This window comes from Streptomyces sp. NBC_00510, assembly GCA_036013505.1.
In the GTDB taxonomy this organism is placed as follows: Bacteria; Actinomycetota; Actinomycetes; order Streptomycetales; family Streptomycetaceae; genus Actinacidiphila.
Window position 1 is genome coordinate 6,370,742 of the sequence record CP107851.1, and the last position, 11,835, is coordinate 6,382,576.

11 protein-coding genes and 1 pseudogene are annotated in these 11,835 nt (G+C 74.4%); 6 read left to right on the forward strand and 6 right to left on the reverse strand.

The genetic code is table 11. From position 1 onward, the window contains the following. Positions 1 to 86: 86 nt before the first annotated feature. Positions 87 to 830 carry a ComEA family DNA-binding protein gene (locus tag OG937_28710; GenBank protein ID WUD75386.1) on the forward strand — a complete coding sequence of 248 codons (744 nt, stop codon included), beginning with the start codon at positions 87 to 89 and terminating at the stop codon, positions 828 to 830. Further along, positions 827 to 3,247: pseudogene (locus OG937_28715) on the forward strand (ComEC/Rec2 family competence protein). Before OG937_28710 ends, OG937_28715 begins: the two are co-directional and overlap by 4 nt. A 108-nt stretch (positions 3,248 to 3,355) precedes the next feature. Here the strand turns inward: OG937_28715 and OG937_28720 are convergent. Together OG937_28720 and OG937_28725 are read right to left on the reverse strand one after the other, a co-directional pair. After that, positions 3,356 to 4,777 (reverse strand): APC family permease, encoded by a 1,422-nt coding sequence (locus OG937_28720; protein ID WUD75387.1) that lies wholly within the window; start codon positions 4,775 to 4,777, stop codon positions 3,356 to 3,358. Positions 4,778 to 4,992: 215 nt separating this feature from the next. Further along, positions 4,993 to 5,436: a pyridoxamine 5'-phosphate oxidase family protein gene (locus tag OG937_28725; GenBank protein WUD75388.1), complete on the reverse strand. Its 444-nt coding sequence runs from the start codon at positions 5,434 to 5,436 to the stop codon at positions 4,993 to 4,995. A 56-nt stretch (positions 5,437 to 5,492) separates the two neighbouring features. Between OG937_28725 and OG937_28730 the strand changes: the two genes are divergently transcribed. Together OG937_28730 and OG937_28735 are read left to right on the forward strand one after the other, a co-directional pair. After that, entirely contained in the window at positions 5,493 to 6,269 is a 777-nt protein-coding gene (locus OG937_28730) for an arylamine N-acetyltransferase (GenBank protein ID WUD75389.1), read from the forward strand. A gap of 72 nt (positions 6,270 to 6,341) precedes the next feature. Beyond that, positions 6,342 to 7,778, forward strand: coding sequence for an AAA family ATPase (locus tag OG937_28735; protein WUD75390.1), 1,437 nt, complete (start codon positions 6,342 to 6,344; stop codon positions 7,776 to 7,778). Between the two features lie 15 nt (positions 7,779 to 7,793). On the opposite strand, the gene OG937_28740 is transcribed toward OG937_28735, so the two are convergent. Beyond that, the gene (locus OG937_28740) at positions 7,794 to 8,192 is read right to left on the reverse strand and encodes a RidA family protein (protein WUD75391.1); all 399 of its coding nucleotides are present in this window, start codon (positions 8,190 to 8,192) and stop codon (positions 7,794 to 7,796) included. A gap of 201 nt (positions 8,193 to 8,393) precedes the next feature. Between OG937_28740 and OG937_28745 the strand changes: the two genes are divergently transcribed. Further along, positions 8,394 to 8,660, forward strand: a complete 267-nt coding sequence (locus OG937_28745) for a GlsB/YeaQ/YmgE family stress response membrane protein (GenBank protein ID WUD75392.1) — start codon at positions 8,394 to 8,396, stop codon at positions 8,658 to 8,660. Here the strand turns inward: OG937_28745 and OG937_28750 are convergent. Then, a complete protein-coding gene (locus tag OG937_28750; protein ID WUD75393.1) occupies positions 8,623 to 10,059 on the reverse strand; it encodes a hypothetical protein in 1,437 nt (478 codons plus the stop codon). The two genes, OG937_28745 and OG937_28750, sit on opposite strands and share 38 nt — an antisense overlap. Before the next feature lie 3 nt (positions 10,060 to 10,062). Next, positions 10,063 to 10,308, reverse strand: a complete 246-nt coding sequence (locus OG937_28755) for a hypothetical protein (protein ID WUD75394.1) — start codon at positions 10,306 to 10,308, stop codon at positions 10,063 to 10,065. A gap of 40 nt (positions 10,309 to 10,348) precedes the next feature. Between OG937_28755 and holA the strand changes: the two genes are divergently transcribed. Then, on the forward strand, positions 10,349 to 11,332 hold the full coding sequence (gene holA, locus OG937_28760; protein ID WUD75395.1) for a DNA polymerase III subunit delta: 984 nt from the start codon (positions 10,349 to 10,351) through the stop codon (positions 11,330 to 11,332). Positions 11,333 to 11,513: 181 nt separating this feature from the next. Here holA and rpsT read toward each other — a convergent pair whose 3' ends face one another. After that, on the reverse strand, positions 11,514 to 11,780 hold the full coding sequence (rpsT, locus tag OG937_28765; protein ID WUD75396.1) for a 30S ribosomal protein S20: 267 nt from the start codon (positions 11,778 to 11,780) through the stop codon (positions 11,514 to 11,516). Positions 11,781 to 11,835 lie beyond the last annotated feature (55 nt).

An 11,835-nucleotide genomic window follows, 5' to 3' on the forward strand; every position in this document is an offset into this window, starting at 1 on the left:
CGCCGGCCCGTTCCGCGCCACGGGGTGGGGCGGGCGCGGCGGCACCAGATCCACCGGAACGACCGGATGCGCCGGAGCGGTTGGCCGTGCCGGAACGACCGGCTGCGCCGGGGGCGCCGGATCCGCCGGGACGCCGCACCGGGGGCGCCTGGCGCCTGGCCCTCACCGAGCGCCTCCCCACCTGGCTCTCCGTCCGCTGCGGCATCGAGGCGAAGACGGCGGCCGCCCTGGCCGTCGTCCTCCTCGTCGCCGTCGCCTTCGCGGTGCACCACTTCTGGACCGGCCGGCCGTGCACCGTGGCGGTGCCGCCGGTCGCCGCGGCGCTGCCCGCCGCGGCCGAGGCCCCCGCCGCCGCGCGGGCTTCCGCCGCGGCCGGGTCACGGGCGCCGAGCCCCGCGCCGGGGGCGAAACCGGTGCTGGTCGTGGACGTCGCCGGCAAGGTCAGGAGGCCGGGGTTGCGCCGGCTGCCCGAGGGGTCCCGGGTGGCGGACGCCGTGGACGCCGCCGGGGGAGCGCTGCCCGGTACGGACACCAGCGCCCTGAACCTGGCCCGCCTGCTGGCCGACGGGGAGCAGATCGTCGTGGGCCGCCCCGCCCCGCAACCGGCCACCGGGGGCGAGGGAACCGCCGCGGCGAGCGGTCCGGTCAGCCTCAGCGCCGCCACCGCCGAGCAGTTGGACGCCCTGCCCGGTGTGGGGCCGGTGCTCGCCCGGCACATCATCGACTACCGCGGCCGGCACGGCGGTTTCACCTCCGTCGAGCAACTGCGTGACGTCAACGGCATCGGGGACCGCCGGTTCTCCGATCTCAAGCCACTGGTCACCCCATGAGCGCGCCCCGCCCGGCGGTGCACGCGGCGGCCGCCTCACCCCGGGGCGCGTCGAACCCGCGCCAGGAGGGCCCGCCGGACCTCCGTCTGGTGGCCCCGGCCCTCGCGGCCTGGCTCGCCGCGGGCGTCGCCCTCGCGGCGCCGGGGCGAGCCGTGGTGGGGGCGTGCGCGCTGGTCGTCCTGGTGGCGCTCGCGTCGTTCGTACGCCGGTGGACGTCGGTGGCCACCGTGGCGCTCTGCGCGGCGGCGTCCGCGGCCGTGGCGGGACTGCACTCCGCGGACCTGCACCGTGGCCCGGTGCCCGCCCTGGCGGCCGAACACGCGCATGCGAGGGTGGAGTTGCGGCTGACGGCGGATCCCCGGCTGATCCGCCCGCAGGTGCGCGGGGCCGTCCGGGCGCCGGACGCGGTGCTGGTGGAGGCCGAGGCCGTACGCGTGGCGGCAAGGGGCACGACGACCGCCGTCCGCACACCGGTGCTGCTCATCGCCCGGCAACCCGCCCGTACCTGGCTGACGTTGCTGCCCGGCACACGCGTCGAGGCGGAGGCCCGGCTCGCCCCGGCGGCGGGGCCGGGCGACCGGATCGCCGCGGTGCTGTCGGTGCGAGGGCCGCCGCGCGTCGTGGGGCCGCCCGGCCGTGCGCAACGTGTGGCCGGCGGACTCCGCGCGGGGCTGCGCGAGGCCACCGAGGGCCTGCCGCCCGACGCCCGTGCCCTCCTTCCCGGGCTGGTCGTCGGGGACACCTCCCGTATCCCGGTGGAGTTGCACGACGCGTTCGAGGCCACCGACCTGACCCATCTGACCGCGGTCAGCGGTTCCAACCTCTCACTCGTGCTGATCCTGCTGATCGGTCCGCCCGGTCTCGCGCTGCGCGCCGAGCGCGGCGGCCTGGCACCGCGGCTGGCCCTCCCGCTCCGTGTGACGGCTGTGCTCGGGGGAGTGCTCACCGTGGCCTTCGTCGTCGTGTGCCGGCCGGACCCGAGCGTGCTGCGCGCGGCCGCCTGCGGGCTGATCACCCTGCTGGCCATCGGCACGGGCCGCCGCCGCAGCCTGCTGCCCGCGCTGTGCGGGGCCGCCCTGCTGCTGCTCCTCCACGATCCCTGGCTCGCCCGCTCGTACGGCTTCGCGCTGTCCGTGCTGGCCACCGGTGCGCTCCTGGTCCTCGCCCCGCGCTGGAGCACCGCCCTACGGCACCGGCGGGTGCCACCGCGCCTCGCGGAGGTCCTGGCCGCGGCGGCGGCCGCACAGGCGGTGTGCGCCCCGGTGGTGGCGGTGCTGGCCGCCCACGTCAGCCTGGTCGCCGTCCCCTGCAACCTGCTGGCGGAACTCGCGGTGGGCCCCGCCACCGTCCTCGGCTTCGCCGCCCTGGCCGCGGCGCCCTTCGCCATGCCCGTCGCCAAGGCCCTCGCCTGGGTCGCGGGCTGGCCCGCCGGCTGGATCGCGGCGGTGGCCCGGCGCGGCGCCGCCCTGCCCGGGGCGACGCTCGACTGGCCCGGCACCTGGGCGGGCGCCCTGTTGCTGACGGCCGTCACCGTGGTGGTGGTCGCGGCGGGGCGCCGCCTCCTGCACCGTCCCTGGCTGTGCGCGGCCGCCGCGCTGCTGCTCGTGCTGGCCGTCGTACGTCCCGCGCCGCTGCCCCGCTCGGTGACCGGCTGGCCGCCCCCGGCCTGGCGGCTGGTGGCCTGCGACGTCGGCCAGGGCGACGCTCTGGTGCTCTCCGCGGGCGACGGCGCCGCCGTCGTGGTGGACACCGGCCCGGAGCCCCGCCTCGTCGACCGCTGCCTGCGTTCGCTCGGGGTCACCGCGATCCCGCTGCTCGTCCTCACGCATTTCCACGCCGACCATGTCGCCGGCCTCCCCGGGGTCCTGCGCGGCCGTTCCGTGGGCGCGATCGAGACCACCACCCTCGACGAACCCTCCGACCAGGCCGCCTTCGTACGCCGTCAGGCGGCCGCCGCCCGCGTTCCCCTGCTGCGCGCGACGCCCGGGGAGCGCCGCCGCCTGGGCCCCCTCGACTGGCGTGTGCTGTGGCCTGCCGTGCCCTCCCTCTTCGCGGGCTCCGACGGTGCCAATCCCAACGACGCCAGCGTCACCCTGCTGGTCCGCACCGCAGGGCTCACCGTGCTCCTCCTCGGCGACCTGGAGCCCGCGGCCCAGCACGCGCTCCTGACCGCCGTCCCGGACCTCCCGCGCGTCGACGTCCTGAAGGTCGCCCACCACGGCTCCGCCTACCAGGACCCGGCGCTGCTGGCCCGCATCCGGCCCCGTCTCGCGCTCGTCAGCTGCGGGGCCGGGAACCCGTACGGACACCCGTCGCCCCGGACCCTCGCCGCGCTGCGCGCCCAGGGCGCCACGGTCCTTCGCACCGACCGGGACGGCCCGGTCGCCGTCCTGGGCGACCGGGAGGACCTGCGGGCCGCCGCGACCGGTCCGTCGCCCGTCGCGGAGCGGGCCGTCCGGGGACGGCGAAGGGCCCGCACCGGTGCACGACCGGTACGGGCCCCACGGGTGCCGGGGACGGGCGGCTCAGGCGTCCTCCAGGCCCATCTCCTCCTCGGGCACGGAGATCACCCAGCGGGTGCTCTGCCGCGGCCGGAGGTAGAAGAGCCAGTAGGCCAGCGAGGCGGCGACGATCACACCGGTGATCACCAGGTCCTGCGCGGTCTGCCGGGTCAGCACGTACGCCAGCACGACGACCAGCAGCAGCGGCACCGCGGGCCACAGCGGCATGCGCCAGGCCGCACGCGCCTTGTGCCCGGCGCGGCGCGAGCCGAGGGCCGCGAGGGCGACGACGATGTACATCGCGGCGACCGCCACACCGGTGACGCCGCTCAGCGTCTCCACCGGCACGAAGCACAGCACCGCACCCGGCACGCCCACCGCGAGCGTCGCGATCCACGGGGCGCCGAACCGCTTGCTCAGCGTGCCGAAGGCCTTGTTGACCGGGGTCGGCCAGGCGCGGTCCCGCGCGGAGGCGTACAGCACCCGGGAGTTCTGGATGACCATCACGATGCCCGCGTTGATGATGGCCAGCGCGATGCAGAGGCTGACGAAGGTGCCGACCGCCGAGTTGCTCCAGCCCCGTACGAGCGCCGAGAGGTCGCCCGCCATCAGGGAGTTCATGTCGGGCGCGCCCAGCGTGATCGCGATCGTCGGCACGATCACCACCAGGGCGCCGATGCCGAGCGTCCACAGCACGGTCCGGGAGACCGTGCGCCGCGGGTTCTCCATCTCCTCGGACAGGTACACGGCCGTGCTGAAGCCCTGCAGCACGAAGAGCGCGATCGCCAGCCCCGCGATGATCGTCCCCGCCGTGACCGCCGACCCCACCCCGTGCCCGGCCTCCGTCACCGGGTGGATCAGCACCGAGGCCGACCGCGAGGTGTGGGAGAAGCCGAGGAAGGCCACGACCGCCGCCGCGACGACCTCCAGGACCAGGAAGATGCCGGTGATCCAGGCATTGGCCCGCAGGTCCAGCAGACCCATGACGGTGGCCAGCAGCATGACGGCGGCGCCCGCGATCTTCGGGTCGATCTGCATGATCGGCGCCAGGTACTCGCCCGTGCCGAGCGCGATGATCGGCGGCACGATCATCACGACGATCAGGGACAGCACGAACACGATCCACCCGGCCAGCCGCCCGATGAGCGTGCCGACCATCGCGTACTCGCCGCCCGCGCTCGGTATCAGCGTCCCGAGTTCCGAATAGCAGAAGGCCACCGCGATGCAGAGGACCGCCGCGATCACGATGGTCAGCGCCGTCCCGGTTCCCAGGTCGGCGAAGAGCGGGGGCACGATGACGAACAGCGAGGAGGCCGGGGTCAGGCACGACAGCGTCAGCAGCGTTCCGCCGACCACGCCGATCGACCTCTTGAGCGACTTCGGAGCCTCGATGGGCGGGGCCGGCGGCGAGTGCGGGGCCGTCGGCGGGTGGAGCGTGTCGGTCATGCGCGCATCCGATCGGGTCGGGCTCGAGGGGGCTACCGCCTCCGGTCCAGGGAAACATGAAACGGAATGTTCACCTCCGCTTCCGAGGATGAAACCGCGCGCGTCAAGCCCCCGTCAAGAGTCTCCGGACAACGAAATCCGAAGATCAACCAGCCTATGTCCGACGTAAAACCGGCAACTTGCGGTCTGGCACTGTGTATATCGCCGATTGTCGATCAGAATAGCCACACCCCTTCCTTCATCAGGTCCCGGTCCCGCATCTCCGGCAGCGTCCCCCAGGCCTGCACCCATTGCGGCCGGATCGCGTAGAACGCGTACGAAGGTCCGTCACCACGGGGATCCCACTCGGCCTTCGCCGCGAAGGCGTCACCGACACCGTCCGGCAGCCGCGCGAAGTCCACGACCCGTGCCGTGCCGTCGATGAGCACCAGATCTCTCGTGTGACCCAGGCTCAGCCGCACCCGTCCCGAGGACTCCAGGTTCCTCCCGGTGGGATTCGTCCTCCGTGTGGCGAGCCACAGCTCCTCTCCGTCCCACCAGAACGACAGCGGGACGAGGCACGGCACCCCGCGCGCGTCCGCCGTCGCCACCCACACGTCCTCGTCGTCCTTGAGTCGGCCCATCGCCGCGGCGTGCCGCTCGCGCAGTGTTCGCGTCATGCCGCGAAGCTATCCGGGTCTGGCGTGATCGTCGCCGGTTCCCCAAGACTGACGCCATGGACGCTCCCCAGGCCGACGCCTACCTCCGCCGCATCGGCGCCGCGCGCCCCGAACGCCCTGACGCGGCGGCCCTGTGCGAGCTGCACCTGCGCCATCTCGTCGCCGTGCCCTTCGAGAACCTCTCCATCCACCTCGGAGAAGACGTCTCCCTGGACCCCGAGGTCCTCTACGACAAGATCGTGATCGCCCGCCGCGGCGGCTTCTGCTACGAGGTCAACGGCGCCTTCGGCGCCCTGCTCACCGCCCTGGGCTACGACGTCACGCTCTACGCGGCCCGTTCCGTCAACGGCCCGCGCCTCGGCATCCCCTTCGACCACATGGCGCTCCGCGTCCGCACCTGCGACGGTGTCACCCTCCTCGCGGACGTCGGCTTCGGCCGCCATGCGCACCTCCCCCTCGACCTCACCCCCGACGTCGACCAGAAGGACCCCGGCGGCGTCTTCCGCTTCACCCCGGCCCCGTACGGCGACCTCGACCTCCACCACGACGGCGAGCCGGTCTTCCGCCTCGAACCCCGCCCCCGGGAACTCGCCGACTTCGAGGTCGGCTCCTGGTACCAGCAGACCTCGCCGCACTCCCACTTCACGCGGTCCCTGGTCTGCTCCCGTCTGACCGGGGACGGCGGGAGGCTGACCCTCTCCGGCCGCACGCTCATCACCACCGCCCCCGACGGCATCCGCCGGGAAGACGCCCTGGACGGCGACGCCGCCGTCCTCGCCGCCTACCGCGAGCGCTTCGGCCTCGCCCTGGACCGGGTTCCCGAGGTAAAGTAAGACTCGATCTACGTAAGATCTGGTCTACCTTTCCAGGTCCACCTTCCCAGCCAGCCGCGGGGGCCGACGCCGATGGAGTTCACGGGCCGCACAGCCGACCTCGAGCACCTCACCGACCTGCTGCGCCGGGTCACCGACGGCACGGCCGCCACCCGCGGCCAAGCCGTGATCGTGACGGGCCGGCGCCGGGTCGGGAAGTCCCGTCTGGTCCAGGAGTTCTGCGACCGCTCCGGGGTGCCGTACGTCGTCTTCCAGGCCACCCGCGGCCGGAACCCCGCAGCGGAACGGGCGGACTTCGCCACGGCCCTCGCCCACTCCGGCCTGCCCGGCGCCGACCTCGTCGCCGGCCTCCAGGGCGGCGACTGGAACCAGGCGCTGCGCTCGCTCGCCCTCGCCGTCCCCGACACCACACCGAGCATCGCCGTGATCGACGAGGTGCCCTGGCTGGTGGAGCAGGACCCCGAGTTCGAGGGCGCCCTGCAGACCGTCTGGGACCGCCACCTGTCCGCCAAGCCCGTCCTGCTGGTGCTGGTCGGCAGCGACATGTCGGTGATGGAGGCGCTCCAGACCTACGGCCGCCCCTTCTACGGCCGCGGCACCAAGATGACCGTCCGCCCGCTCCACCTCGCCGACGTGCAGTCCATGACCGGGCTCGGCGCCGCCGACGCGGTGGACGCCCTCCTGATCACCGGCGGCTTCCCGGAGATCGTCCAGTCGTGGCGGCCCGGCACCTCCCGCACCGCGTTCCTGCGCGAGGCCCTCTCCACCCCGCTCTCCCCGCTCCTCGTCGCGGGGGAGCTCTCCCTGCTCGGCGAGTTCCCCGAGGCCTCCCACTCCCGTGCCGTCCTGGAGGCCGTCGGCAGCGGAGAACGCACCTTCTCCTCCATCGCGGCCCGTACCGGGGGCGCCCACCCGCTCCCCTCGGGCACCCTGTCGCCCCTGCTCGGCACCCTCCTGGCCAAGCGCGTGCTCGCCGCCGACCTCCCCCTGTCGACCAAGGCCGACACCAAGAACAAGCGCTACCGCATCGCCGACCCCTACCTGCGCTTCTGGCTCGCCTTCGTGGACCGCGCCCTCCCCCTGATCGAACGCGGCCGGGGCGACCTCGCCCTGGAACGCTTCGAGCGGTCCTGGTCCACCTGGCGCGGCCGCGCGGTCGAGCCCGTCGTCCGCGCGTCCCTGCTCAGGCTGCTCCCCGACGAGGCCTGGCCCCGCACCGAGGCCGTCGGCGGCTGGTGGAACCGCCAGAACAACCCCGAGGTCGACCTCGTCGGCGCCGACCGCGAACCGGTGGCCACGCAGGTCCACTTCGTCGGCTCCGTCAAGTGGTTCGACACCCACCCCTTCGGCCGCCACGAATACGACGCCCTCGTCCGCGACGTGACCGCCGTCCCCGGCGCGACCCCCGCCACCCCCCTCGTCGCCGTCTCGCGCTGCGGCGTCACCCCCGGCCTCCCCCTGGCCGCCCACTGGGGCCCCGAGGACCTGGTCCGCGCCTGGCGCCGCTGAACCGTCCGCCGCGGTTCAGGGCACCACCGCCGTCGCGGTGACCTCCACCAGCTGGCCGGCGTACCCGAGGCAGCCGACCCCGAGCAGCGTCGACGTGTGGGGCCCCTCGCTCAGTCCCGAGGCCCGGACGACCTCCCAGACCCGCGACAGTTCGGCGGGGCCGGTGCCCACGACGTACACGGTGGAGGCGACCACGTGCTCCAGGCCGCTGCCCACGGCCCGCAGCGCCTCGTCGAGATTGGCGACGACCTGGCGCGCCTGCGCGACGGGATCGCCGGGCCCCACCAGGGCGCCCTGCGCGTCGAGGGGTACGGAACCCGCCATGAAGGCGAGCCGCTGCCCGGCCTCGACGACCGCGGCGTGCGCGTAACCGGGCGGCGGGAACAAGGTCGGGACGATCCTGCGGTGCACCACGGGGCCTCCTGGTCGGGAGCGGCTGACCCGGTGATCCTGCAGAGCCGCCGGCACGGATGTCACCCGGTTTTCCCGCACCCCGCGTCACCCGCCTGCCGCCGGGCTGAGAGTTCCCTGAGAAGTGCAACCGCCGTGTCACGGCTTGCCCATGGCTCCGTCTCGGCGCGCATGAAGGGGCGGGGGCCGTGGCAGGTTGACGGCATGACCATCATCGGCTGGATCGTACTGGGCCTGATAGCGGGCGCCATCGCGAAGATACTGCTGCCCGGGAAGGACCCGGGCGGTCTGGTCGGGACGACGCTGATCGGCATCGCGGGCGCGGTGGTGGGCGGCTGGATCTCGGCGAAGTTCCTCGACCACCCCATCACCAAGGACTTCTACGACCTGCCCACGTGGGGCGCGGCCATAGGCGGCGCGCTCGCTCTCCTGATCATCTACCGCATCCTGTTCGGGGACTCCCGCCGCTGACCGCCGGCGCGGGGAGCGGCTGCACGTCCTCCCGGCGCACCGACAGGGCCTGCGAACGGCGCGGGTCCCACAGCCAGATCCAGTCCCCGGAGGCTCCGAAGGACAGGACGGCGTGGTCGGCCGGCACCGGTCCGTTCTCCACGGGGACGGGGCCCTCGCCGACGGGCACGACGCACATCAAGGTGCCGTGCAGCCCGAAGTACGTCGCCGGTACGTGCCCCCGCCCGGCCGCGGACGCCGCGTCGCGGGCGGCCCGGTCCGCGTCGTGGGCGCCGGCGACGAGCGTGGTGGCCGCGAAGGCCGCCGACAGCAGCACGGTGACGGCCACCAGGGCGAGGCGGTTGTCGCCCTTGGCGATGTGCACGTGCCGCAGCCAGCCCGCGACCGCCGTGAAGAACAGCACGAACCCCAGGGCGAGGCCCAGCGGTTCGGCGGCGGCCGCGTACGGCCACAGGTCCCCGGTGGAGCGGACCGAGCCGGACGGGATGCCGAACCGGTCGAGGTAGAACGCCTGCATCAGCCGCCCGAGCCAGGTCACCAGCGACCACCCCACGGGCAGGGCGAGCGGCACCAGCCAGACCGCGTTCCGTGAGAACCACGAGTCGCGCAGGGCGAAGTGGACCCCCGGCGCGCAGAGGAGGGCCACCGCCGCCAGGGGCCACCACAGGAGTTCCGCGTCCGCCCCGGAGGCCGTCCAGCCCAGCAGCGCCGCCGCGGCGGCGGCGCCGGCCACGCCGGGCAGCGTCCGCACCCGGAGCGCGGCACGGTGCGTCCCGGTGGCCGCCGGGACGTCCGTCTCGGGCGGTGCGGGCCGCAGTTCGTAGGCGTCGGGCGTGAACGCGTCTCCGCCGAGGGGACGTTCCGAAAGCTCCCGCTCGACGGCCTCCCGGGTGAGCCCGGACGGCAGCCGCAGCAGCCGGTGCGCGCCACGCCCGCCGCACGCGGCCCACCACCGAGCGAGCCGGTCGCGCCCTCCGCCGCCCGCGCCGGGACGGCGGATCACGCGGTACTCGGTCCGCGGGTCGTCCGGCCGCAGCAGCAGCGCCGCGTCCCGGACCCACAGGCCGAGCTGATGGGTCCTCGCCAGGCGTTCCACGGCCCCGCACGCCGCCTTCTCGGCCCGCCAGCGGGAGCCGCTCAGCCGTACCTCGACGACGAGCGCGACGCGGCCGGCGCCCGCGGTGGCCGGGGCGTCCTCACGGCCGGCGCGGCGCACCGCCCAGCCCCGCGCCTCCATCAGCCCCTGGGCGAGGGCGAGCTCGTCGGGCTCGTCGACGGCCTCGACCAGGAGACGTACGCGCTGGTTGAACGGGACGGCCGGGAGCGCCCCGGCCACCCCGGGGCGCTCCGCCCCCGGCTCCTGCGAGCGGCGGCGCTGGGCGGGAACGCGCAGCGGCACGGCCTAGTCCTCCTCCAGCCAGCCCTCGAACTCCTCCGCCAGTTCGTTCAGCGCGGCGGGGTCCAGTTCCTCGTCCTCGTCGTTGATGAGCAGGAGCCACTGGGCGTCCTCGGCGTCGTCCTCGCCGGCGAGGGCGTCCCGGAGGAGCTGGGGGCGGGCGGGCAGGTCGAAGCGCTCGGTGGCTTCGTCGGCGGCCTCCTCCGCGGCATCGCGGTCGGGGAGGACGAGCACATGTCTGACGTCATTCACCGGGACATTGTGTCGGACCCGCGTGGGATGCTGGACGGCGATGGCCAGGAACAGTACGACAGACAGCCCGCTCGCCCCCGTGACGATCGCGGTGGGGCAGGAGGACCTGCTCCTCGACCGCGCGGTACGGGAGGTCGTGCAGGCGGCGCGGGCCGCCGACGCCGACACCGATGTGCGCGACCTCACCCCGGACGCGCTCCAGCCGGGCACGCTGGCGGAGCTCACCAGCCCCTCGCTCTTCGCCGAGCGCAAGGTCGTGGTCGTACGGAACGCGCACGACCTGTCCGCGGACACCATCAAGGACGTCAAGGCCTATCTGGACGCCCCCGCCGAGGAGATCACGCTCGTCCTGCTGCACGCGGGCGGCGCCAAGGGCAAGGGCCTGCTGGACGCGGCCCGCAAGGCCGGGGCGCGTGAGGTGGCCTGCCCGAAGATGACCAAGCCCGCCGACCGGCTGGCCTTCGTCCGCCAGGAGTTCCGCGCGCTGGGGCGGTCCGCGACCCCCGAGGCCTGCCAGGCACTGGTGGACGCCATCGGCAGCGACCTGCGGGAGCTGGCGAGCGCCTGCGCCCAGCTCGCCGCCGACGTGGAGGGCGCGATCGACGCGGCCGTGGTCGCCCGCTACTACACGGGCCGGGCCGAGGCCACCGGCTTCGAGGTCGCCGACCTCGCGGTGACCGGCCGCGCCGCCGAGGCGCTGGAGCGGCTGCGCTGGGCGATCGCGGTCGGCCAGCCGCTGCCCGGCATCACGTTCGCGCTCGCCTCGGGCGTCCGGGCCATCGGCAAGCTCGCCTCCGCCCCGCGCGGGGCGCGCCCCGCGGACCTGGCGCGGGAGCTGGGCATGCCGCCGTGGAAGATCGACCGCGTCCGGCAGCAGATGCGCGGCTGGTCAGGGGACGGTGTCTCCGCCGCCCTGCGTGCGGTCGCCGAGGCCGACGCCGCGGTCAAGGGCGGCGGCGCGGACCCGGCCTACGCCCTGGAGAAGGCGGTCGTCGCCGTGGCCCGGGCCGCGCGGGCCCGCTGAGAGCCGCGAACGGAGCCGGACATGCCGAAGGGCCCCGTACCGGGAGGTACGGGGCCCTTCGGAGGCCGCACCCGCGTGGCGAACGCAGGCCGCGTGCGGCCGGAAGATCAAGGGTGCCGGTGGAGGAGCGGGTGAGAGGGACCGCTGTGTCCGTCACCGACGGGTACTGCTGCGGGAAGGCTCAGCCCTGGAGGCCGGCGACCTTGAGAGCCAGCGCCGACTTCTTGTTGGCGGCCTGGTTCTTGTGGATGACGCCCTTGCTCACGGCCTTGTCGAGCTTCTTGGAGGCGAGACGCGCGGCCTCGGTCGCCTTCTCGACGTCGCCGGTGGCCACGGCCTCACGGGTGCGACGGATGGCGGTCTTGAGCTCGGACTTGACGGCCTTGTTGCGCAGGCGCGCCTTCTCGTTGGTCTTGTTGCGCTTGATCTGGGACTTGATGTTCGCCACGAAAGAGCCTTTTCAGGTTTGGTCTGATGGGGTCCGCGCCTCGGGTAAGAGGGCA

Coding starts and splice junctions, on each gene's coding strand:
- holA (WUD75395.1), top strand. CDS start 10,349: ATGGCCAGGAACAGTACGACAGACAGCCCGCTCGCCCCCGTGACGATC.
- OG937_28720 (WUD75387.1), bottom strand. CDS start 4,777: ATGACCGACACGCTCCACCCGCCGACGGCCCCGCACTCGCCGCCGGCC.
- OG937_28725 (WUD75388.1), bottom strand. CDS start 5,436: ATGACGCGAACACTGCGCGAGCGGCACGCCGCGGCGATGGGCCGACTC.
- OG937_28745 (WUD75392.1), top strand. CDS start 8,394: ATGACCATCATCGGCTGGATCGTACTGGGCCTGATAGCGGGCGCCATC.
- OG937_28735 (WUD75390.1), top strand. CDS start 6,342: ATGGAGTTCACGGGCCGCACAGCCGACCTCGAGCACCTCACCGACCTG.
- OG937_28730 (WUD75389.1), top strand. CDS start 5,493: ATGGACGCTCCCCAGGCCGACGCCTACCTCCGCCGCATCGGCGCCGCG.